Origin of the sequence: Cohnella nanjingensis (assembly GCF_014212125.1) — a bacterium.
Lineage (GTDB): Bacteria > Bacillota > Bacilli > Paenibacillales > Paenibacillaceae > Cohnella > Cohnella nanjingensis.
In genome coordinates, this window is the sequence record NZ_JACJVP010000064.1 from 1 (window position 1) to 22,389 (window position 22,389).

24 protein-coding genes are annotated in these 22,389 nt (G+C 61.8%); 10 read left to right on the top strand and 14 right to left on the bottom strand.

Translation table 11 applies throughout. The annotated features are described in order from the left end of the window. The coding region (locus H7C19_RS31195; RefSeq protein WP_221469579.1) for a hypothetical protein at window positions 1-506 on the top strand (506 nt) is incomplete at its 5' end. Window positions 507-632: 126 nt separating this feature from the next. Here H7C19_RS31195 and H7C19_RS31200 read toward each other — a convergent pair. The 11 genes from H7C19_RS31200 to H7C19_RS31250 form a co-directional block, all read right to left on the bottom strand. Continuing rightward, window positions 633-1,880: a M20 metallopeptidase family protein gene (locus H7C19_RS31200; protein WP_185672998.1), complete on the bottom strand. Its 1,248-nt coding sequence runs from the start codon at window positions 1,878-1,880 to the stop codon at window positions 633-635. A gap of 360 nt (window positions 1,881-2,240) precedes the next feature. Further along, window positions 2,241-3,578 carry an LLM class flavin-dependent oxidoreductase gene (locus H7C19_RS31205; RefSeq protein WP_185672999.1) on the bottom strand — a complete coding sequence of 446 codons (1,338 nt, stop codon included), beginning with the start codon at window positions 3,576-3,578 and terminating at the stop codon, window positions 2,241-2,243. A 46-nt stretch (window positions 3,579-3,624) separates the two neighbouring features. Continuing rightward, complete coding sequence (locus H7C19_RS31210; RefSeq protein WP_185673000.1) at window positions 3,625-4,155, bottom strand: GNAT family N-acetyltransferase; 531 nt, start codon at window positions 4,153-4,155, stop codon at window positions 3,625-3,627. A gap of 2 nt (window positions 4,156-4,157) precedes the next feature. Further along, window positions 4,158-4,907: a DinB family protein gene (locus tag H7C19_RS35575; protein ID WP_185673001.1), complete on the bottom strand. Its 750-nt coding sequence runs from the start codon at window positions 4,905-4,907 to the stop codon at window positions 4,158-4,160. Continuing rightward, entirely contained in the window at window positions 4,904-5,926 is a 1,023-nt protein-coding gene (locus H7C19_RS31220) for an LLM class flavin-dependent oxidoreductase (RefSeq protein WP_185673002.1), read from the bottom strand. Before H7C19_RS31220 ends, H7C19_RS35575 begins: the two co-directional genes overlap by 4 nt. Window positions 5,927-5,946: 20 nt before the next feature. Next, the gene (locus tag H7C19_RS31225) at window positions 5,947-6,699 is read right to left on the bottom strand and encodes an amino acid ABC transporter ATP-binding protein (protein ID WP_185673003.1); all 753 of its coding nucleotides are present in this window, start codon (window positions 6,697-6,699) and stop codon (window positions 5,947-5,949) included. Next, window positions 6,696-7,406: an amino acid ABC transporter permease gene (locus tag H7C19_RS31230; RefSeq protein WP_185673004.1), complete on the bottom strand. Its 711-nt coding sequence runs from the start codon at window positions 7,404-7,406 to the stop codon at window positions 6,696-6,698. The genes H7C19_RS31225 and H7C19_RS31230 overlap by 4 nt, the downstream gene beginning before the upstream one ends. Then, window positions 7,403-8,185: an amino acid ABC transporter permease gene (locus H7C19_RS31235; RefSeq protein WP_185673005.1), complete on the bottom strand. Its 783-nt coding sequence runs from the start codon at window positions 8,183-8,185 to the stop codon at window positions 7,403-7,405. The genes H7C19_RS31230 and H7C19_RS31235 overlap by 4 nt, the downstream gene beginning before the upstream one ends. Before the next feature lie 29 nt (window positions 8,186-8,214). Continuing rightward, window positions 8,215-9,108 carry a transporter substrate-binding domain-containing protein gene (locus tag H7C19_RS31240; RefSeq protein WP_185673006.1) on the bottom strand — a complete coding sequence of 298 codons (894 nt, stop codon included), beginning with the start codon at window positions 9,106-9,108 and terminating at the stop codon, window positions 8,215-8,217. Between the two features lie 180 nt (window positions 9,109-9,288). Further along, the gene (locus tag H7C19_RS31245) at window positions 9,289-10,188 is read right to left on the bottom strand and encodes a LysR substrate-binding domain-containing protein (protein ID WP_185673007.1); all 900 of its coding nucleotides are present in this window, start codon (window positions 10,186-10,188) and stop codon (window positions 9,289-9,291) included. Window positions 10,189-10,411: 223 nt separating this feature from the next. Further along, window positions 10,412-11,062 carry a hypothetical protein gene (locus tag H7C19_RS31250; RefSeq protein ID WP_185673008.1) on the bottom strand — a complete coding sequence of 217 codons (651 nt, stop codon included), beginning with the start codon at window positions 11,060-11,062 and terminating at the stop codon, window positions 10,412-10,414. Window positions 11,063-11,222: 160 nt separating this feature from the next. On the opposite strand from H7C19_RS31250, the gene H7C19_RS31255 reads away from it, so the two are divergent. The 8 genes from H7C19_RS31255 (at window position 11,223) to H7C19_RS31285 (ending at window position 16,092) form a co-directional block, all read left to right on the top strand. Continuing rightward, a complete protein-coding gene (locus H7C19_RS31255) occupies window positions 11,223-11,945 on the top strand; it encodes a response regulator transcription factor (protein WP_185673027.1) in 723 nt (240 codons plus the stop codon). Then, window positions 11,942-13,354, top strand: a complete 1,413-nt coding sequence (locus H7C19_RS31260) for a sensor histidine kinase (protein WP_185673009.1) — start codon at window positions 11,942-11,944, stop codon at window positions 13,352-13,354. Before H7C19_RS31255 ends, H7C19_RS31260 begins: the two co-directional genes overlap by 4 nt. A gap of 337 nt (window positions 13,355-13,691) precedes the next feature. After that, on the top strand, window positions 13,692-13,880 hold the full coding sequence (locus tag H7C19_RS31265) for a hypothetical protein (RefSeq protein ID WP_185673010.1): 189 nt from the start codon (window positions 13,692-13,694) through the stop codon (window positions 13,878-13,880). Next, window positions 13,881-14,096: a hypothetical protein gene (locus tag H7C19_RS31270; RefSeq protein ID WP_185673011.1), complete on the top strand. Its 216-nt coding sequence runs from the start codon at window positions 13,881-13,883 to the stop codon at window positions 14,094-14,096. A gap of 35 nt (window positions 14,097-14,131) precedes the next feature. Continuing rightward, a complete protein-coding gene (locus H7C19_RS31275) occupies window positions 14,132-14,491 on the top strand; it encodes an alpha-helical endospore appendage domain-containing protein (protein ID WP_185673012.1) in 360 nt (119 codons plus the stop codon). Next, window positions 14,478-14,771 (top strand): hypothetical protein, encoded by a 294-nt coding sequence (locus tag H7C19_RS31280; RefSeq protein WP_185673013.1) that lies wholly within the window; start codon window positions 14,478-14,480, stop codon window positions 14,769-14,771. Before H7C19_RS31275 ends, H7C19_RS31280 begins: the two co-directional genes overlap by 14 nt. Before the next feature lie 3 nt (window positions 14,772-14,774). Continuing rightward, entirely contained in the window at window positions 14,775-14,906 is a 132-nt protein-coding gene (locus tag H7C19_RS35380) for a hypothetical protein (protein WP_281385061.1), read from the top strand. A gap of 214 nt (window positions 14,907-15,120) precedes the next feature. Then, a complete protein-coding gene (locus H7C19_RS31285; protein WP_185673014.1) occupies window positions 15,121-16,092 on the top strand; it encodes an aldo/keto reductase in 972 nt (323 codons plus the stop codon). A gap of 191 nt (window positions 16,093-16,283) precedes the next feature. Here H7C19_RS31285 and H7C19_RS31290 read toward each other — a convergent pair whose 3' ends face one another. From H7C19_RS31290 to H7C19_RS31300, 3 genes are all read right to left on the bottom strand, one after another. Then, window positions 16,284-17,495, bottom strand: coding sequence for a copper amine oxidase N-terminal domain-containing protein (locus H7C19_RS31290; protein WP_185673015.1), 1,212 nt, complete (start codon window positions 17,493-17,495; stop codon window positions 16,284-16,286). 896 nt (window positions 17,496-18,391) lie between these two features. Continuing rightward, a complete protein-coding gene (locus H7C19_RS31295) occupies window positions 18,392-19,810 on the bottom strand; it encodes a WG repeat-containing protein (RefSeq protein ID WP_185673016.1) in 1,419 nt (472 codons plus the stop codon). 40 nt (window positions 19,811-19,850) lie between these two features. Further along, window positions 19,851-20,876 carry a sulfate ABC transporter substrate-binding protein gene (locus H7C19_RS31300; RefSeq protein ID WP_185673017.1) on the bottom strand — a complete coding sequence of 342 codons (1,026 nt, stop codon included), beginning with the start codon at window positions 20,874-20,876 and terminating at the stop codon, window positions 19,851-19,853. Between the two features lie 363 nt (window positions 20,877-21,239). Here H7C19_RS31300 and H7C19_RS31305 point away from each other — a divergent pair, with 363 nt between their 5' ends. After that, complete coding sequence (locus H7C19_RS31305; RefSeq protein ID WP_185673018.1) at window positions 21,240-22,319, top strand: sulfate ABC transporter substrate-binding protein; 1,080 nt, start codon at window positions 21,240-21,242, stop codon at window positions 22,317-22,319. Window positions 22,320-22,389: the final 70 nt, after the last annotated feature.

The window sequence follows — 22,389 nt, forward strand, 5'->3', positions numbered from 1 at the left end:
TTATCGTTACAGCACGCCGGACCGCCCGCTTCGCGGCTGTAACGATACTTTTTATCGTTACATCACGCCGGACCGCCCGCTTCGCGGCTGTAACGATACTTTTTATCGTTACGGCACGCCGGACCGCCCGCTTCGCGGCTGTAACGATACTTTTTATCGTTACATCACGCCGGACCGCCCGCTTCGCGGCTGTAACGATACTTTTTATCGTTACATCACGCCGGACCGCCCGCTTCGCGGCTGTAACGATACTTTTTATCGTTACAGCACGCCGGATCGCCCGCTTCGCGGCTGTAACGATACTTTTTATCGTTACGGCACGCCAGACCGCCCGCTTCGCGGCTGTAACTATACTTATTATCGTTACGGCACGCCGGACCGCCCGCTTCGCGGCTGCAACGATACTTATTATCGTTACGGCACGCCGGACCGCCCGCTTCGCGGCTGTAACGATACTTTTTATCGTTACGGCGCATCGGCGCCTTCCCTCCCGGCTTTCGCCTTAAGAGTCCCTACGTCGCCCCCTGCCGGCTTTAAGGCGGTTTTTCCGCCTTAATCACCGCTGCGTGCCGACTTATGCGCAACTACGCTCCCCGCCTCGGGAACGAACCCTTCGCGCCTGGCTCCCTTCCTCATGGAGCCGCCAGCGCATCGGCGACCAACTGCACGTAGAGCTTCGCCCCCAGCGTCAGCGCCCGCTCGTCCAGATCGAACGACGGATGATGGAGCGGATGGACGATGCCCCGCTCCTCGTTCCTTACGCCGATCAGGATCATCGCTCCCGGCGCTTTGTCCAGGTAGTAGGCGAAGTCTTCGCCGGCCATGCTGGGTTGATCCAGCACTTGAACCCGCTCCGCTCCGAAGACCCGCTCCCCAGCCAGCAAGGCGAGCTTCACCGCTTCGCCGTCGTTGATCAGCGCTTTGCCCATCCGGAACCGCAGCTCGCACGTCCCGCCGAAGCGATCGGCGCAGGCGACCGCGCACCGTTCGAGCAGCGAACGGATGCGCTGCACCGCGTCCTCCTCGAAGGTACGATACGTGCCCTGCACCTCCGCCGATTCGGCGATGGCGTTGCAGACGGTTCCCGCCTCCAGCTTGCCGAAGGCGAAGGCGACCGGCGCAAGCGGATCGACAGCCGCCGACACGGCGCTGCGTGCCTCGACGGCGAAGTGGGCAGCCATCAGCAGCGCGTCCGCTGCCAGGTGCGGCGAGCCGTGATGCCCCGATCGGCCGCGGAACACGACTTGGAAATGGGTAGAAGCCGCCATCGCTTCCTTGCGGTGGACCGCCATCTGTCCAACCGGCAGCCACGGCCACACGTGGAAGGCAATAGCGAGAGACGCTTCATCCGCTACGCCGTCCTCGACCAGATCCCGGCCGCCGCTGCGCAGGACGCCGTCCGTCGGGCTGGGCGCGGCGCCCTCTTCCGCCGGCTGGAAGACGAACAACACCGTGCCGGCCAGCCGTTTGCGGCAACTCGCGAGTCCGTATGCGGCGGCGAGCAGCATCGCCATGTGGGCGTCGTGCCCGCACGCATGCATCGCCCCCTCATGCTCGGAGCGGTAATCGGACGCTGCGGCCTCCCGGATCGGGAGCGCGTCCATGTCCGCCCGCAACAGGATCGTTTGCCCGGGCCTGCCCCCGTGCAGCACGCCCACGACGCCTTTGCCGAAGTGGCGGCCGACCCGCTCTCGGACCTCCAGCCCGTAGCCGGTCAGCAGCTCCGCGACCCGCGCGGCGGTACGATTCACCTCGAATAGGATCTCCGGATCGCGATGGAACGCCCGCCGCAGCGAGATCCAAGTTTCCTCCCGTTCATCCAGCAACCGCCAAACGGCGGGCAGATCGATCCCGGCCGTTTGCTCCCGTTCATGCTCCACAATGTACCTCCTTCCGTCCGCGCAGCGGACTTTGCCCCATGAATGTTCAATCAGTTAACGATCGTAATCGATCGGAGTCAGCCTATATCCCACTTCCTCCCAAGTAAAATCAGCTTCGCCGTCCTCTAAAGATGGCGATACGTTTTTGCCGAGGCAGGATCGGAAAAGGATAGGTGCAACTTCTGCTTTCTGATCCGTCAAGTAAAACCGGCTTCGCCATCTTCTCCAAAGAAGCGACTCATTTTTATCGGAGGTCATTTAGAAATGGATAAGCGTGAAATTTATAAATTCTAAATGGTGAACGAAAAAGGAGACCGCTCCTCTTCGATCACGAAGACGAGGATCCCCCTATCGATCCGCTCAGAACGCCGCTGCCTGGGACCGGGCCACCGTGTGGCGGTTGGCCGGGATCGGCACGCCCAGATTGCCTCTAAGCGTATCGGATTCGTATGCCGTCCGGTAGATGCCCCTGCGCTGCAGGATCGGCACGACCAGCTCGACGAATTCGGTCAGCCCGTTCGGGAACGCCGAATGGATGATGAAGCCGTCGGCCGCCTCCTCTTCATGCCACTGCTGGATGAGATCGGCGATCTTCTCGGGCGTACCGATGAACGCGCCGCGGGGCGTCGCCGAACGCAGCGCGACCTGGCGAAGCGTCAGCCCTTCTTCTTTTGCGGTCTGCTTGATCTTGTCCGTGCCGCTGCGGAAGCTGTTGCTGCCGAGATCCCCGATGTCCGGGAACGGCTCGTCGAGCGGATATTGGGAGAAGTCGTGATGGTCGAAAAAGCGGCCGAGATAATCGAGCGCCTTGTCGATGGATACGAGGCTCGCGATCTCTTCGTACTTCCGCTCCGCTTCTGCTTCCGTGCTGCCGATGATCGGACCGATTCCCGGCAGGATGACCAGATCGTCCCGGGATCGTCCGTAGGCGACGGCCCGGTCCTTCACGTCGCGGTAGAACGCCTTGGCGTCCCCGAGCAGCTCTTGCCCGGTGAACACGGCGTCCGCTTCCTTGGCCGCCAAGTCCTTGCCGCTCTCGGAGGAGCCCGCCTGGAAGATGACCGGCTGACCCTGCTTGGATCTGGCGATGTTCAAGGGGCCTTCCACGGAGAAAAAGCGGCCCTTGTGATTCAACCGGTGCATCTTGGCCGGATCGAAGAAGACGCCGGAAGCCTTGTCGCGCACGAACGCGTCGTCCTCCCACGAGTCCCACAGTCCTTTGGCGACCTGCAAGTATTCTTGTGCGATCTGGTAGCGCTCGTCATGGCTCGGATGCTCCGCCTTGCTGTAATTACGCGCCGAGCCTTCGAGCGGGGAAGTGACGACGTTCCATCCCGCCCGTCCGCCGCTGATCATATCGAGCGAGGCGAACTGCCGCGCGACCGTAAAGGGCTCGCTGTACGAACTGGACAGCGTGCCGACGAGGCCGATCTTGCTCGTCGCTGCCGCCAGCGCGGACAGGATCGTGATCGGCTCGAAGCGGTTCAGAAAGTGGGGGATCGACTTCTCGTTGATGTACAGACCGTCCGCGATGAACACCAGGTCGAACAAGCCTTCCTCCGCCTTTTGCGCGGCCTGCACGTAGAAGGGGAAGCTGACGCTGGCGTCCGCGGGAATCTCCGGATGCCGCCAGGCCGAGATATTCCCGCCTACCCCGTGGATGATCGCGCCGAATTTCAATTTTTTTCGATGGGCCATAACATACTCCTCCTTCATGTTCTTGATCGCGCCCCCTTGAGGCCGCTCACGATTCCAGCAGCGCCGCCTCAATCACGCGAAGCCGATAACTCTTCACCAATGTATCGCCGTTCCAGATATCCTTGTCGGTGGCGCGCTCGAAGCCGAGCCGCTCGTAGAGGCGGACGGCGGACGCCATCATGTCGGACGTGTGCAGATGCAGCGTCTCGGCGCCCGCCAGCTTCGCCCGCCTAGCCGCTTCGCGGAGCAGCGCCGTCGCCACGCCTTGACTGCGGGCCTCGGGCGCGACGGCGAGCAGCCGGACGATCGGAGATTCGATCCCGAGATCCCGCCCGTAGGCAACCAGCGAGGAATTGAACAGCGTGACGCTGCCGACGATCGTCCCGTCCCGCTCGGCGACCAGCCAATCCGTCGGCCCGGGCGTATCGACGGCATGGGCGATGTTCTCGCGATATTCGCTCCAGCGCGACTCCGGGAGATCGTGCCGGTACTGCTCGTAAGCGGATAGAAGCACCCGGCGAATGGCTTCCTGGTCGGCCCCCTCCGCATCGCGGATCCGAACCTTCGACCCCGCCATCGTCAGGCCCTCCCTTCTTGGGCGGCCAGGCTGGAGCAGGGTCCACCCGAGCTAAGGCCGACTGAACCCGAGCTGCATGCGTCGGCGCTACCTGAGCCGGAGGTGGTTGAGTCCGCACTGACTGCGCCGATGCCTCCCGAGCCAGGGCTGCTTGAGTCCGCACTGACTGCGCCGATGCCTCCCGAGCCAGGGCTGCTTGAGTCCGCACTATCTGCGCCGGCGCTATCTGAACCAAGACCGCCTGAGCCGCCGCCTCCTGAGCCGCCGCCGCCCGCGCCGAAGCCGCCTGCGCAGGCCGCCTTGATCCGTTCAATCTGCCCCACATGGTTGTGCGTATGGACCGCGAATGCCCGCACGACCTGGCGCAGCGTCACCGTCTCTCCCTTGAAGTTGACCGCCGACCGGTCCCAGTCCGCGTCGGGCAGCCGCCGCAGCAGCAGCACATGGTACGCGACCAGCGCGCGGAACGCCTCCAGCACGTCCGCCGCCTCCGTCTCGTTCGCCCGCTGTCCCGCGACCCAGGCATCTTGGCCGAATCCCGGCAGCCGCGCCTCGGAGCCGGACAGAATCTCCCGGATGCGGAAGGAGATGACGATCGCATGATCGACGAGGTGCGCGAGCACCTCGGTGACGCTCCATTTGTCCGGCGCCGGCTTCCAGCGCAGCTCCTCTGCGTTCAGCCCCCGGACGGCGCCCTTCAATTCCTCGTAAGTCCGCGAATACGCTTCGATCTCTTGCGCGAATGCGCTCATGGCGTCGCCTCCTCCGGCTGCTCCGTCAATGCTTCCTTCAGAATCTCGAACGAACGGACCCGCTTGGCGAAGTCCCCGATGATCGTGGTGAAGATCAGATCCTCCACCCCGTACTTCTCCGACAGCTCCAGCAGCCGCTTGCGCACGACTTCCTTCGTCCCCCTCGTGATGTCCGCGTCCCGCACCTCGGCGGTGTACGTCTCGCCCGCCTGCCTGGCGAACTCCTCGGCCTGCTCGAGCGAGCCGACGTTCACCGTCTTGCCGCTCTCGAGCGTCACGCGGACGCTCTTGAAGGCGCCCGCCAGCTCGGCGGCCTCCTCCTCCGTGTCCGAAGCGATGACCGAGAGCGCCAGGATCGGCTTCGGCTGCCGGCCGGTCTCCCGGTTGAAGCGGTCTCTGTACGTCGCGAACGCGCGGCTCGCCGTGTCCGGATCGTTGTTGATGAAGAGCGCGAACGCGTACGGCAAGCCCCGCTCCGCCGCCAATTCGGCGCTGGAGACGCTGGTGCCGAGCAAGAAGATGCCCGCTGGCACGTCGGGCAGCGGATTCGCCTGCAAGCCGGCGAGCGGATGGTCCTCTCCCGCCGGACCCGCGAGGAACCGCTCCAGCTCGGCCAGCTTCTCGGGTAGCTCCGGCGACTCCGACTGCCCCTGCTGCAGCGCTCGGGTCGAACGCGGGAGACCGCCCGGCGCGCGGCCGACGCCGAGCTCCACCCGGCCGGGGGCGAGCGTGGCCAGCACGTTGAAGTTCTCCGCGACTTTGTAGGGGCTGTAATGCTGCAGCATCACCCCGCCGGAGCCGATCCGGATCCGCTCCGTCTTCGCGAGCAGGTGGGAGATCAGCACCTCCGGCGACGAACCGGCCGTCTGACCGGAGTCGTGGTGCTCCGACACCCAGAATCGCTCATAGCCGAGCGCTTCCGCCAGCCGGGCCAGCTTGACGGTGTTGCGGAACGCTTCCGCCGGCGTCTGCCCGGGGAAGACGATCGTTTGGTCCAAGATGCCGAATGTGAATGCCATATTGCTAACGCTCCTCTCGCTTAGATCGAATAGACGGCTTCCGGCGTCATCCGCTGCAGGAATTGTCTCGTCCGCTCTTCCTTGGGCGACCGGAACAGCTCGTTCGGCGCGCCCTCTTCCACGACGGCTCCTTGGTCCATGAAGACGACGCGGTTCGCGACTTCCTGGGCGAAGTTCATCTCGTGCGTGACGATAATCATGGTGATGCCTTCCTTCGCGATCTTGCGGATGACGGCCAGCACTTCCCCGACGAGCTCCGGATCGAGCGCCGACGTCGGCTCGTCGAACAGGATGACCTCCGGGTTCAGCGCCAGCGCCCTGGCGATGCCGACGCGCTGCTGCTGACCGCCGGACAGCTGACTCGGGTAGGCGTCCAGCTTCGCGCCGAGCCCGACCTTCTCCAACAGCTCGACGCTGCGCTTGCGGGCTTCTTCCTTCGGCACCTTTTGCACGACGACGAGTCCTTCCATGACGTTCTCCACCGCGGTTTTGTGCTTGAACAGGTTGTATTGCTGGAACACCATCGCCGATTTGCCGCGAAGCCGATGGATTTCCTTCTTGGACGGATGCTTGCACTCCAAGCGCAGATCGCCGATCTCGATCTGGCCGCCGCTGGGCCGCTCCAGATAGTTGATGCAGCGGAGCAGCGTCGTCTTGCCGGAGCCGCTCGGTCCCAGGATGGCGACGACTTCCCCTTTGCTCACGGTCAGGTCGATGCCCTTCAGCACCTCGTTGCGGCCGAACGACTTGCGGATTTGCGTCAAACGGATCATGCCACTCCCCCCCGGTTGTAGGAATTGATGCGCTTCTCCAGCAGCGCGGTCAATCGTTCGATGAGGAACGTCAGTCCCCAGAAGAGCAGCGCCGCCGCGATATAAGCTTCGAAGAACTTCCAGTTGGTGGCGGCCACGATCTGGGCTTTGGCGTTAATGTCGACGACCGACGCGGCAAAAGCGAGCGTGGTGGCGTGCAGCATGCCGATAGTGGAGTTGGACAGATTCGGGAGGGCAGCGGCGAAAGCCTGCGGGAAGACGATCCGCCGAAGCGCCTGCGGCGTCGTCATCCCGACGGCGTACGCGGCTTCGAACTGGCCCCGGTTCACCGCCAGCATCCCGGACCGGACGACTTCGGACATATAAGCCCCCTCCGTAATCGAGAAGGAGATGTAGACGAAGCCGATCATCGGGATGGAGACCGACCGGAACGGCAACCCGAGCGACTCGGCCGCGGCATCGATGAGCATCGGCAGTCCGAACAGGATGAGCAGCAGATGGGTCAGCATCGGCGTGCCCCGGATGAATGTGACATAGGCCGACGCGATCGGATGAAGCACCGGCACGCGGTAGATGCGGACGAGCGCCACGGCCGTCCCGATCAGGCTGCCGCACAGGACGGATACGCCCGCGATCTCCAGCGTGGTCGGAATGGCGGACAGCAATTGGACGAACGCGGTCCAGATGAACGCCGGGTCCAGCTTCATGGCCTAGCCCCCTCCTTCCGAAGTTCAAGGCCGGCCGAGAACCGGCGGTTCAACCATTTGCGCCCGCTCGGCGCCCGGCTTGCCTTGTCGTGCCCGCCCTCGTAACGGAGCAGTCTGCGTTCGAGGACGAAGAACGCCTTCTCCAGCGCGAAGCTGATGAGGAAGTAGATGAGCGCCAGCGACAGGTACGCTTCGACGAAGTGTTGGGACATCGTGGGAAGCGTTTGGGACTTCCCGGTAAGCTCCATGATGCCCAGGGAGAAAGCGAGCGAGGTGTCTTTGAGCACCGCGATCACCAGATTGGCGAACACGGGTATGGCGATGCCGAGCGCCTGCGGCAGCACGATCCGTCCGAACGCCTGATAGCCGGTCATCCCGACCGCGTAGGCGGCCTCAACCTGCCCTCGGTCTACCGCGCCGACCGCGCCGCGGATCGCTTCGGAGAGGAACGCGCCCGTATGCAGCGCGTACGCGAAGATGACGAAGTATAGCGCCGGCACCTTGGTAACGTCGATGTGGATCAGCTTCAGCATCTCCGGCATCCCGTAGTAGAACAGGAACAGCTGGATCAAGATCGGCGTGCCGCGAAAGAAGGAGACGTAGACCTGCGAGAACCGCTGCAGGACGGGAATCCGGTACATCCGCGGCAAGGCGACGAGCAGTCCGATGCCGAGGCCGATCAAGAGGGAGCAGCCGACGATCGTCAGCGTGATCCGAATATACGGCAGCAGCTTCACGAAGTAATCGAAGACATAGGAGATGTCGAAAGGCATACCCATCCGCGTGCTTCACCGTCCTCCCGAGTCTTCTATTTGGCGTTGTCCGACGTATAGTCCTGACCGAGCCATTCCTTGCTGAGCTTGCCGAGCGTGCCGTCGGCCTTGATCTCCTTGATCGCGCCGTCGACCGCATCCGAGAGCTGCTGCGATTCGGGATCGTCCTTGCGGAAGACGAACAGAATATCCGCCTCGCTGAGATCTTCTCCGGTCGTCTTCAGCTTCCCGTCCGGATCGATCAGAGACAGCGTGAAGTCCGCGCCAAGCGTGGCGTCGACGCGGCCGCTCGCCACTTGGGCCACCGTATCGTTGGCCGCGCCGCTCTGGTAGACGATGTTGATCTTCTTGTCGTGCGACTTGTTGTAGTTCTCCAGGATTTGCGCTTCCGCGCTGGTGGCGCCGGTCAGCACTTTTTTGCCGACCAGATCGTCCAGCGACTGGATCGTATCGTTGTCCTTGGCGACGATGATCTTGTTGCGCCAGTGGGCGTAAGGCTCTTTGTTGAACAGGTATTTCGCTTCGCGCTCCGGGTTCTTCTCCATCTCGTGGGCGACGAAGTCGATCTTCTTCGTCTCGAGGCTCAGCAGCAGGTTGGAAAAGTCCAGCGTCTGCAGCTCGAACTCGTAATCCGCCAAGCGCTTGTCGATCTCCTTCACGAGCTCGACGTCGAATCCGGTCAGCTTGCCGTTCTCGTCGATGAAGCATACCCGGGGGAACTGCGTCCCCGTGCCGACGACGATCTTCTTGACTTGCGCCGACGGCGAAGCCGATTGGCTTGGCGACGGCGACGCGGCGCCCGATGCCGGCGCCGAGCCGGATGGAGACGCCGCGCCGGCCGCTCCCCCGTTCGCATCGTTCTTGCTTCCGCAGCCCGACAGCACCGATACCAGTACCAGCGCAGATGCGATCCACAGTCCTTTTCTCATCCTCAACACCCTCCGATTCACGCTTCGCATGTGTGCGAATGAACTCCGGTTGTCGGGTCGATTCATTCAATGTTCATAATTCATACCTGCATAGTAAGAATTATATTGAGAACAATGTACACCCGTGACTCCGAAGCGTCAATATGCCGGATAATAGAGATTCTCTATCGATTCATGCAACTATTCGATTCCACTGCGGGAACGGGAGAACCGATCGTACGCAATGCGCAGAATGTCTTGGAAATAGGCGGCGTTCTCCCCTTGCCGGCCGATGAGGCAGGTCTTCAGCGCGATGCCGGACGTCTCGGGAAAGTCGATCGGCTTCACCAGCCCGAGCGCCAACTCCCGCCTCACGCTCAAGCCGGGGAGGAAGCAGATGCCCGTCTGCTGCAGCACCAGCTTCTTGGCCGTCTCCAGATTGTCCGTCTGCAGGATCAGATTCGGCAGCAAGCCCAAATGCTCGAACACCCGATGAATCCGCATCCAGTCGAGCGCGCCGCATTCGAAGAACAAGAGGGGCTCTTGGCCAAGCGCCTCGATCGGCGGTCGTTCCGCGTCCCAGAACGGGTGTCCTCCGTAGACGTACAGACGGATCGGATCTTCGTAGACGACGGTTGATTGCAGATCAGGATGGCTGATCTTTCGCACGAAGCCGATGTCCAGCTCCTTGCCGAGCACCCGAGCGACGATGTCGTCCGTCGTCCCGGTCACGATCTTGAAGCGGAGCATCGGGAACCGGCTGCGGAGACCGGGAAGCAGCTCGGGCAGCATGTAGTGGGCGACGGAGGCGGTGCAGCCGATTCTCAGCTCCTCCTTGCTCGTCAGCGTCTCCCGGAGCTGCTGCTTGCTCTTGCGGTACGTGTCGATCAATTGCTGGGCATAGGGACGGAACAGCTTCCCCTTCTCTGTCAGATGCACCTGCTTGCCTACCCGGTCGAACAACGTGCAGTCCAACTCGCGTTCGAGCGTCTGGATGCGCGCCGTCACGGACGGCTGCGACAGGTACAGCGCTTCGGCGGCCTTGTTGAAGCTGCCATAGTGCAGAACGTAGATAAAAGCTTCGATATTCTCGATATTCATGTTCGGCCCCCTTCTCTGCCCTTGCGCGCGAAATAAACAAGAAGACCTCCCTTCCGCGCACGGCGAGATGCGCAAGAGGGGAGGTCTCCGAAGGTTCGGTCAACCTGGCGATAAACCGGATTCAGCCTTCAATCCTTACATAACGGACCCGATCACTTTGAATTGGATCTTACCACGGTTCGCCAAGAGGGTCAACTCCGCGATTCTAACCTCTTTCTCTCTCTTACTTCAGTTGCTCGAGCTTCGCGATCTGCGCTTTGTAAGCCTCCAGCAGCTTGGACAACGCCTGCTTGATCTCTCCGGCATCCTTGGACTCGACGGCTTTGTTCAAGTCGATCTGCCTTTGGAAGAAAGAGTCTCCCCCTGGCGCAGCTTGGATGGCGACTGCGTTCGATGCCGTGGAGGCTGTGATCGAGATCGTTCCGGCGACTTGACCCGAACCCGCCTTCGCGCCGTCGATCGGGATTGCCTTCATCTCTTTGACGGAAGCTTGGAGCTGGACCGGTTTCCCGTCGAACTTGACGGCGCCGCCTTCCGCAGCCACTGCGATCGTGGCCGACTTGCCCCCCTCAGTCTTGACGACCTTGATCTTGCTCTGGAGCAGCTTGTCGTACGTATCGAGCGTGTCCTTCCACGTCTGCACGGTATCCGGCGCATACTGCTGGGCCAGCTTCAAGGGATCCTGCAGCGCTACCGCGGCGGCGGCGACGGTTTTCGCCGCATCCGCGCCGCCTTTTGCGCCCGAGGACGACTGGGCGACGACATATTGATCCGACGAAGCCGGTACAGCCGCATTGGCGACAACGGGACTGGCGATAGCGGATACCGCCAAGGCGGACAGGGCTAAACGGCTGAGCATGGTTTTGCGATTCATTCGGAATCACTCCTAGTGGGTAGTTGGTCTTGCTGTTCTCAATCTACCGCCCAAATGTGGCACGCCGTTGGTGGAATTGTGGAAAAACGATGGCACGCGCCCTTCGGGGGAACGGGAGTTGCTATAATAAACGGAGATTCTCGCACGGGAGGTCTTTCCCATTCACGATTACACCATTGCCGTCGTAGACGACGACCCGAATATCCGCAACCTCGTCGAGGTTTATTTGAGAAAAGAAACCTACCGAACCGTCGGCCTGGCGTCGGCCGAGGAGGCCTGGACGCTCTGGCGGAACGCGCCCCCGGACCTCTGGGTGCTGGACATCATGCTGCCCGGCATGGACGGCTACGAGCTGTGCCGACGAATCCGGAGCGAAGCGGAAGTGCCGATCATCATGATCTCCGCCAAAGACAACGAAGTCGATAAGATTCTCGGCCTGGAGCTCGGCAGCGACGACTACCTGGTCAAGCCGTTCAGCCCCCGCGAGCTCGTCGCCCGCGTGAAGCGTCAGCTTCAGCGGTGGTACATGCTCCGGACCCCGGACGAATCGGCGGACGGCATGCCGCAAGCCGGCGCGCAGGCCGCGGTCGAAGTCGGTTCGCTGCGCCTCTTCCCCGAAGAACGGCGCGCGTTCCGGGGCGGGGAAGAGCTGGATCTGACCTTCAAGGAATACGCGCTGCTCCAAGTGTTCGCGGAGCATCCGAACCGCGCCTTCACGAGAGAGGAACTGCTGGTGCTGGTATGGGGCGACGACTACTTCGGGAGCGACCGCGCGGTGGATCATCTCATCAAACGGCTCCGCAAGAAGATCGAGCAGCTGCCCATCGAGGCGGTATGGGGACACGGCTATCGCTTAAGACCGGACGGAGGGGATATGGCATGAAACTGCTTCATCAAATTAACCTGGCGTTCGGCCTGCTGCTCGTGCTCGTGCTCGGGCTGACGGCCGTTCTGATCCACTACGTGCTGATGGATCACTTCATGGTGACGCAGAAGCAAGAGCTGACGTCGATCGGTTCCTCGATGGCGACGAATCTGGAGCTGCAAGCGACGCAGACGGAGATCGGAGGCGGCATCGCTGCGATCAGCCAAGCCATCGCCGTTCCCGCCGGGGTCGAAGCCTACATCGTGGACGAACAGGGCCGGGTCGTGAGCGACAATCGCCCGTCCAGCGTCTCGGCCAACACGGTCTCCCCGGTTTCCTCGATATCCACGATATCCCCGGCCTCCTCGGTCTCCTTGATCCAAGCCGATCCTTCCGCCTTGCCGTCGAACCAGGTGAAGTTCCAGGCGTTCACAAAGAGCGACGGCTATCTCGTCAATCGGAACGTCGTACCCCAAGGGACGCTAACGCTCCGGACGCCGATCAGCAAGATCAACGCCATTGAACGAGAGCTGTTCGGCAGGCTGCTGATCGTGCTGGGCATCGGCGCCGCCCTCGTGCTGCTGCTCAGCCTGCTGATCACGCGCAAGCTCATCCGCCCGCTCATGAAGCTGCGGGAAGAGCTGAAGAAGGTGCAAGTGCGCCAGTTCGCCGATGTGAAGCTTATCAAGACCGGCGGAGAGATCGGCGCCGTCGCGCAGACCGTGTACGAGCTGGCCGGCGAGCTGGATCGCTACAACCGAGTGCAGAAGCAGTTTTTCCAGAACGCGTCCCACGAGCTGAAGACGCCGCTCATGTCGATCGCAGGCTATGCGGAAGGCATCCGCGACGGCGTGTTCGAAGGCGAGAGTTCGCGCAAAGGACTGGATATCATCTTGAGCGAGAGCGGCCGGCTGACGAAGATCGTCACGGAGATGACCTTGCTCGCCAAGCTCGACAGCGAGGAGGATATCTTCCAGCCTACCGTCGTGAGCGTGCGGGAGATGCTGACGGACACCGCCGAACGCATCAATCCGCTGCTAGGTCAGAGGGGGCTGACGCTGCAGACGGTTTGCAGCGCGGAGGCGCAAAACCGGTTGACGGTACGCGCCGATAGAGACAAGCTGATGCAGGCGCTTCTCAATGTCGTATCCAACGCCGCGCGCTACGCGAAGAATCGTATCGTCATCGAGGCCGGCATCGAGAACGGCCGAATCGTCATTACCGTCACCGACGACGGCAAGGGATTCCCCGAGAGCTTGCTCCCCCATCTGTTCCACCGCTTCGTCAAAGGTAAGGACGGCGAGACCGGGCTCGGCCTCGCGATCTCCCGCGCCATCGTCGAACGCTGCGGCGGGCTCATCCGGGCGGGCAACCGCGACGCGGGCGGAGCCGTCATCTCGCTGAGCTTTCCCGCCGCGGCCGCTTGAAGACCGGGGCTGGACTGGGCGCTATGGGCAGGCGTCCGCTCGTCTAGCGCAGGCACCTGTTCGCAGGCGTCCATTCGCGGGTATCGGTTCGCGAGCATAGGTCAGGGCGTCCGTTCGCGGGCATCGGTTTAGGGCATCGGTTTAGGGCATCGGTTTAGGGCGTCGGTTTAGGGCGTCGGTTTAGGGCGTTGATTTAGGGCGTCTGTTCGCGGGCGTCTGTTCGCGGGCGTCCGTACGCAGGCATCGGGCACGGACCCCGGCCCCACCGTCATCCCATGCCTTATCGCCGCGCGCGAATCGCTCATGAAGGAGCAGGCGCACGCATACGATAATCTGAATGCGTATCCGTCGCAGACGACCGGCCAAGGGTGGAGAAGGCGAGACGAATCACCTGTCGCAGCCGAACATCCCGAATATTGCGCCCGTCATCGGCGTCACCCGCGAAGAGGCGGTCTCCCTGCCCCTCCGCCCCGTCGTCATGGATGAGCTCGCCGTCTCCCACCTCAACAATGCCGAAGCGGAGTAGGTGCAGGCGTTCGTCCGGCATCTCGACGCCGTCGAGCAGGCGCGGAGTTGCGACTATCTCGATATGAACCGGACCGTCTCCCCGTTCCTCGAAGGCGTTACCATAAAGCAGTGGATCGCGCTGAAGCGGCTGGACCGGATCGCGGATCTGACCGAGGAGACTTATCCGCACGATTGCGCGGACGAGGATTGCGCGGACGAGGATTGCGCAGAATAGACGGCGCCAAGCCGTTCACAGGCAGGTGAGAGCGAATGGTTCAGCAGGACGCCGTGTCCAGCCGAGACGCACGCGCCTTAGCGAAGTACAAGCTTCCGAACGAAAAGCGGCCGTCGACCCGCGGGGACGTGCTCCTGGAGATGCTGGAGGCGGTCGCGAGCCAGGAGACGGCCATCTCGCACTTTCTGCACGCCGAAGCGATGAAGATCCAGGCTTTTACCGGTCCGGACGGCGAATTCCCTACGGCTCCGTCCAATCAACAGATCAACGAATTTCAGACCAGCGTCACCCGCATGATCGAATCGCTGGCCGATATTCAGAGGCTCATGCTGCGCACCGTCGAATGCGCGCAGTCGCTGTTGAACGACCGGGAGCGCGCCGATGACGACGAATGAGGATCGCGATACGTACATGGCCGCCTTCGTCGACGTGCTGAGCGAGATTCGCCTGCTGCGCAAGACCGGCCGGCCGCTCGGACCGAGACCGCTCTCGGCCGCAAGCCGCCTGCAGGAAGAGACCGCCAAGCTGATGCGCGCGCTGGCCGAGTTGTCCGGGCGAACCCATGAGCTTCCCTCCGGCCTCTTCCGGCATATCCGCCGATCCCCCAACAGCGGCGAACCCGCTTTCTTTAACGAGTCTGCCCGAATTGCGCGCGTCGGCCGGGAGGAGACGTGACCGATGAGCATGCCGGATGTGCCTAACCTGACCCCCGTCTTCCGCCTGACGACCGAAGGCGCCCAGCATCTCCTGCTCGTCTCCGTCGCCATGAAGGAGCTCGCCATGCCGTCCATATCGCGAGCGGATCGGTAGCGGTCGTGTCGGATGCAGGCATGATGGAACCTTCCGCGCGTTTTGTTTAGGTTTTCTAGCGGGAGCCAACCTATAACTACTAACCTTTAGCGAACTATCTATCCTCTTTTTCCGTACTTCTCAACCGTGGGACGGGTTCTATATAATGAGCAAGTATCGGTAACCTCCAATCCGATTAGCCATTCAAAAAGGAGAGAAGGAGCGTTTTACGTTCATGACGAACATTCCCCTGCATCGTTACGGCATCCAGTCCAGCCGGCTGGCTCTCGGCTGCATGCCGCTGGGCGGAGGCTGGAATTCCGACCCGATCACATCCGATCACTACAAGCAAGGACGGGAAGCGGTCGAAGCCGCGCTGTCCATCGGAATCAACTTCTTCGATCATGCCGATATCTATACGAGAGGCAAGGCGGAGCGCGTCTTCGGCCAAGTGCTCAAGGAGCAGCCGGAACTGCGCGAGCGGATCTACATCCAGTCCAAGTGCGGCATCCGCTTCGAGGACGAAGCTGGCCCGCACCGGTTCGACTTCTCGCGCGAACATATCATCGACAGCGTAGACGGCATCCTTAGCCGCCTGGGCACCGAATATCTCGACGTCCTGCTGCTGCACCGGCCCGATCCGCTCGCCGATCCGGACGAGATTGCCGAAGCCTTCCGACGGTTGCGAGGAGCGGGCAAGGTACGCCATTTCGGCGTATCCAACATGGGCGCCGGGCAGATCCGGCTGCTGCAAGCCTCGCTGGAAGTGCCGCTCGTGGCCAACCAGCTCGAGATGAGCCTGAAGCGCATCGGCTGGCTGGACCAGGGCGTACACGTGAACCAGGACGCCGCCCGGGAAGATATTTTCCCGGAGGGGACGCTGGAGCACTGCCGCCTGGAGGGCATTCAGATTCAGGCGTGGGGACCGCTCGCGCAAGGGATCTACTCCGGCAAGCCGCTGGACGGGGAGAGCGAAGCCGTGAAGAAGACCGCAGCGCTGGTCGCCGGGATCGCAGAGCGGAAGTCGACGACGCGCGAAGCGATCGTGCTCGCGTGGCTCATGCGGCACCCGGCCAAGATCCAGCCGGTCATCGGCACGGCCAACCCCGACCGCATCCGCGCTTGCGCGGACGCCGAGAGGGTCGAGCTCTCCCGCGAGGAATGGTACTCGCTGTACCTTGCTTCGCGCGGACGGGCGCTGCCTTGACCCGAGCGTACACGAAGACAAGCGCCCTGCCGTTGCGGCAGGGCGCTTGTTCGTGCGCGGGGAGCGGTGCGGCTTATCGGGCGCTCGGGCGTTCGGGCACTCGGGCGCTCGGGCGTTCGGGCGCCGATTTGGCGCGTTAAAGCCGCTTTTTGCGCCAAATTGGCGCCATTGCGTCTCTCCCTCGTTTCCCTTTAGGAGATCGGCTTCACCGACAACTCCTGCGCCACCGGATCGAGCAGCCATTGGCCGTTCTGCTTCTGCACGGCGTTGGCGACCGTGACGCTGTTCTTGACCGTCTGGCCGTCGGCGTTCACTTCCGTGGTCGCGACGAACAAGAGGGTCGCCCGATCCGACCCGTTGTAGTCGGCTACGACCACTTTGTCCAGCGTGAGCTTGGCATCGTAGTCGTCGAACACCTGCTGCAGTTGCTCGGCTACGTCTTCTTGCGTCACGTCGTCGGTATAGAACATCGTCGCCAGATAGTCTTCGAGGTTCTCCGCGTTCGAAGCAGCCGCTTGTTTGTCCAGCAACGCCTTGATCGCCGCCTCATCCTCCGACGGCAGCGTAGCAGGATGTGCCAGCAGCTCGTCGATATTGGTGAATTCGGTCGACAGTACCTCCACCATATAGATCCGCCACTGCCCGTCCGCGCCCGGATGGAGCGTATACTGCACCTCCGAGCGGTTGTTCGGATAAAAGCCGCCGCTGACCTTCTTGGTCTCCTCTACCGTAACCAAGGTTGCCTCCTGATCGGAGAAAGCGCGAATCTCCTTGCTGACGAAAGAGGTCGCCGTCTTCGTTTCCTGGAACTGCGCCTTCAGCGCGTCGGCCATCTCGGCCTTCTGCGGCGAATCGTCCGCGAACAGCGATACCATCGCATCCGCGTCCGCCGCAGCCTCGGCAGTCGCTAACTTCTCCAGCACGGGATAGAGCGCCGCCTCTTGCGGATTGACAGGCACGTTGTCGACCATCGCGACCGTCCGGCTCTCCGGTTGCCACGAGACCTTCTTGTCCGAGAGCGAGCCGAGGAATTTCACGCCGATAAAGGTGCTTCCGTTGATCACCTTGAGCTGTCCGTCGATCGGAACCGATTGGCCGCCTACGAGGGCATCCGCCCCGCCTACCGTCATCTCCAGTTCGCGCTGGTCGGATTTGGCCTTGATCCGTTTCGTCGCCTCGGCATACTCGACCGTATAGCCCAACTGCTTGAACAGCGGCCGGAACGCGACGTACACCCTTCCCTCCACGATGACCGGCGCCGTCTCGAACTGCAACGCGCTCCCGTTCAACTTGACCTGAATCGGCTGGTCTTTAGCTGCTGCGGAGGTCGTACCTACGGAAGCCGTGCCTGCGGAGGCCAACAGCGCCGCTGCGGCCGTCCATCCGATCCACCATTTTTTCATCATTCGATTCCCCTATCCGAAGAGATTTGCCCAGCTTGCGCTGTGACATTAACCCCCATCTTACTTCCATTCCCATCGGGATAAAAGGACAAAAAGGATGAATCTTCCACACGCCAGTTGATCCCATAGACTCTGAAGATTTCGGCTGCCGCCGCCCGCTATGACGAGAGTCGCAGGAGATAGCGCCCAGTGGGAGGATAGCTGATTCTGCTCGATGGGAGATAGCGCCCAGTGGGGGTTAGAGGATACTGCCAGGTGGGGAGCTGAATCCGGCAAGGACGAGGCAGCGGCGTAACGGGAGATAGCGATCGGTTGGGAACAGAGGATACTGCTCGATGGGAGATAGTGCCCGGTGGGAGTTAGAGGATACTGCCAGTTGGGGAGTTGAATCCGGCTAGGACGAGGCAGCGACGTAACGGGAGATAGCGCTCGGTTGGGCTAGCCGATTCATGCTCGATGAGAGAACTCGCCCGGCCGGGATCGGGAACCCGAGCAAGAAGTTGCAAAAGTACAACTTATTTCGCCGAATTCGCTCCAAAACGGTCAATAAGTTGTAAATGTACAACTGATTCGGCCGATTTCTGGCTTTTCATCGATTTTCCCTTAAATAAGTTGTACGATTGCAGGTTATTACCTTCTCACCGCCAATGAGCGCTACATAAGTTGCACAAATACAACATAGTATGCCTCTCAGCCGCACCATAAAAGACGAAAGACGGCCCCCCCGTCGGGAACCGCCAAATCATCGTTCATGCAAGGAGAAACACCGAGAGGATCGCCAGGTCTGCCACTTTTCTCACAGCCTGCTACTTCGCCTTTGCTTCAGGACAGCCGTCCCTCTCCCTCAATCGCGCGCTTCGCCTTCGCTTCGGGCCGCGGGCCGTCCCACCTCCCGCTTACTTCCCTTCCGCTTCGGAAGCCGGAGGAGCGACGTATTTGCCTTGCGCGACGAATGTGCCCTTGGCGTTGATCAGCCCTTCCACGTCGCCCTTGACCGCATGGGCGAGCCCGCGCTCGAAGCGGTCCGCGATATCGAACTGCGGTTGAATGACGACTTCGCCCTTCTTATTAATATAGCCGTACTTGCCGCCCTGCTCGAAGGCCGCCAGCCCGTCGCCGAAGTCCCCGACTTCCGCGTACGCCGTCTGCAGCGCTACTTTGCCGGTCTTGTCGATGAAGGCGACGCCGCTATCGAGCTCGACCGCGGCCAGCCCGTTGCTGAAGGAGTAGCCCTCGACATATTGGGCGGGAATCGCGAACTCGCCCTTCGCGTTCAGGTAGCCGAACACGCCCGTGGATTCCTCTACCGTCTCGCCCGGCTGGTTCACCAGCGTCTGAACAAGCGCCAAGCCGTCCTTGAAGTCGGAGACGGATTGATACTTGGCCGGAATCACCAGCTTGCCGGTCTTGTCGATATAGCCGTAGCTGCCGTCGATCTGCACGGCCGCGAGTCCGCCGCTGAAGTAGAACGCGTCTTCATACTGCGCGGGGATGACCAGCTTGCCGCTCTTGTCGATGTAGCCGAAGCTGTCGCCCTTGCGGACGAGCGCCAGCCCTTCAGAGAAGTCGTACAGTTCATCGTAGTCGGGACTTAGCACGACTTGGCCGGCACGGTCAATGTACCCGGCTTTGCCGTCTTGACGCACCACCGCGAGCCCTTCGGAAAAGTCATAGGCGTCGTCGAATTGGACGGGGATCGCCAGCTTGCCGCTGCGGTCCAGATAGCCGTACGCGTCGCCTTGCTTCACCCGGGCGAAGCCGCCGCTGAAGTCGCTGGCGATGCCATAGGTCGCGGCGATGACCGATTCCCCGTATACGTTGATGAACGAGGTATGGCCATCCGCCGCGAAGGCGTGCAGCCGCGTATCGATCTCGTACGCCGGCTTCGCCGCGTTCCAGGCGAGCGAGCCGCCGAGCGCTTCGGTGACGAAGCGGACCGGTACGTAAGGGGTCTTGTCGATCAGCAGCGCGGCATTCCCCAATGCGCTCTTCACGCCCCCCACCTTAGCGGTCTTGGCGCCGATCTGCAGGACGATGACGCGTTTGCCTTGCTGGATCGAGATCGTCTTCGTCGCTCCGTCGTACTTGCCTACGGCGCCCAGAGACGCGCTCAGGCCGCTAAGCGGCGCGTAGACCGCGCCGTCCTTCACGATAGGCGTCCATGCGCTCTGGCCGACGCCGTCCACCGTAACGGCTGACGCTTTGGCCGCGGCCAGCGCGGCAGGCGCTACGCCGAAGGCGACGATCTGCGCGGAGAGCGCCGCGCCGAGCGCGATCTTCAGGATGCGTTGCTTCAAACTGCGTCTATTGGACATATCCGTTGCTCCTTCTCTATTGGGGGATCGTCGGACCGCTTTATTTTTTCAGGTAGATCTGGTCGAAGGTGCCGCCGTCCGCGAAGTGCGTGGCTTGCGCTTTGTCCCAGCCGCCGAAGTCTTTGATCGTCACGAGGTTCAGCTTGGGGAACTGCTTCTCGAATTCCTTCGCGATCTTCGGGTTGATCGGACGGTAGAAGTTCTCGGCCGCGATGCGCTGGCCTTCTTCCGTATAGAGATAGTCCAGGTATGCGGTCGCCACTTGGCGCGTGTCGTGCTTCTGCACGTTTTTGGTCACGACGGCCACGGTCGGCTCCGCCAAAATGCTAAGCGAAGGCGTCACGATCTCGAACTTGTCGCCGTATTCCTTCTTCGCCAGGTACGCTTCGTTCTCCCATGCGAGCAAGACGTCGCCGATGCCCTTCTCCACGAAAGTCGTCGTCGCGCCGCGGGCGCCGGTATCGAGTACCGGGACGTGGGTGAACAGCTCCTTCACGAACGCTTTGGCTTTGTCGTCGCTGTTGTTGTTATGCTTCAGCGCATAAGCCCAAGCCGCCAAGTAGTTCCAGCGCGCGCCCCCGGACGTCTTCGGGTTCGGCGTGATGACCTTCACGTCGGACTTGATCAGATCGTCCCAATCCTCAATCTTCTTCGGGTTGCCCTTGCGGACCAGGAACACGATCGTGGACTTGTAAGGCGCGCTGTTGTTGGCGAGCCGGTTCTGCCAGCCCGTGGCGATGAGGCCTTTCTTCTCGATGGCGGTGACGTCGTATTCGAGCGCGAGGGTGACGACGTCCGCTTCGAGGCCGTCGATGACCGAACGGGCTTGCGCGCCGGAGCCGCCGTGCGACTGCTTGACGGTAACCGTCTGGCCCGTCTTCTTCTTCCAATACTTCGCGAACGCTTCGTTGTAGCTCACGTACAGCTCCCGCGTCGGATCGTAGGAGACGTTCAGCAGCGTGACGCTTTTCTTGTCGCTCTTCTTGGATACTGCCGCGAACGCGCTCGTGGCGGACAACGCGAACGCCAATACCACGAGGACTACCAGCTTGAATGTACTCTTCATGACCGTTCTCTCCCTTTGTTCTGCATGATTGGCCGGAACGCCAAAGAGGCCGCGACCGCACTCTCCCAAGACGCCGCTCGCCGGGACGTCGCCTAGGGCAAACGTTCCAGAAGAGACCTATCGCGTGAGGAGAGTTCCATCGTGCTCCGGCTGTCCGGTAGGTGGTTGGAACCATTTCTTGGAATGATCATATCCTGCACTATTCCAACCTGTCAACTAGGAATATTTTTAAATATTTTTACATTTCTCTCTTGACACTTTCTCGGACCGATTGCTACAATCGCTCCATTAACCCTATTTTTCCAATTTGAAATTAAGTATTTAAACGCATGTCCATTTCTCCGTACTGAAGGGGCGTTCCCGATGAGAAAGAGAAGAACAACCGCGGCCTCCGCTTTGCTCGCGCTTTCCTTGACGCTTGGCGCTTGCGCGTCGGGAGACGGCAAGCCGATGAACGCATCGGCCGACGGCGAAGCCTCGCCCTCCGCGAGCTCGGACTATACCAAGCCGATCGTCTTGACCGGCGCTTCGCCGGATGGGACGGCGCCCTTGTTCCAAGCATTGAACGACGGCTTCGCCTCCTATTGGAAGGAGAAGACGGGTCAGGCCGTTACGGTCAATCAATCGGCCGCCTCTTCCGACAAGCAGGAAGCGGCCGTGAACGACGGCCGGCTGAAGGCCGATCTGGTCACGCTAGGCATCGGCACCGATATCGATGCGATCCAGGCCAAAGGCCTGATCGAAGAAGGCTGGCAGCAGCGCTACGACTACAACAGCTCCCCCTTCTTCACCGCCGTCGCATTCGCCGTGCGCAGCGGCAACCCCAAAGGCATCAAGACGTGGGACGATGTAGCGAAGCCTGGCGTCAAAGTGGTGGCCGCGAATCCGAAGACGTATGGCGACGCCCGCTGGTTCTATGCCGGCGCTTGGGCTTATGCGCTCGACAAAGCGGGGGACGAGAACGCGGCCAAGACGTTCGTGAGCGCCGTGTACAAGAACGTCGCCCAGCTGGAAGCCGACGAAGCGGCGGCTCAAGCGAGATTCGTGGATCAGGCCGACGGCGACGTGTGGATCACGACCGAGGCCGAAGCGCTCGCTCTCGCGAACGGCGCCGCTAAAGGCAAGATCGACATCGTCGTCCCGCCGGCGACGCTGACCGTAGAGCCGATCGTCAGCGTCGTCGATAAGAACGCCGACGCCAACGGGACGCGCGAAGCGGCGAACGGCTACGCCGACTACCTGTTCACCGAGCAAGCGCAGACGATCGCCGCGCAGCACTACTTCCGCCCGCGCTTCGCCTCTGTCGCGGAGCAATACGCGACCCAATTCCCGGAGACGAAGCTGTTGACGGTGGACGACAACCTGGACGGTTGGGAAGACTTGAACGCGAAGCAGTTCGCGGACGGCGGCATGTTCGATCAACTCGTCGGCGCCGGCCGTTAGCGCCGGCGAACGCGCGTGACCTCGGACCCATTCTCTGATTCGACCGGCCCATGCGGGCCGGTTTTCTCAT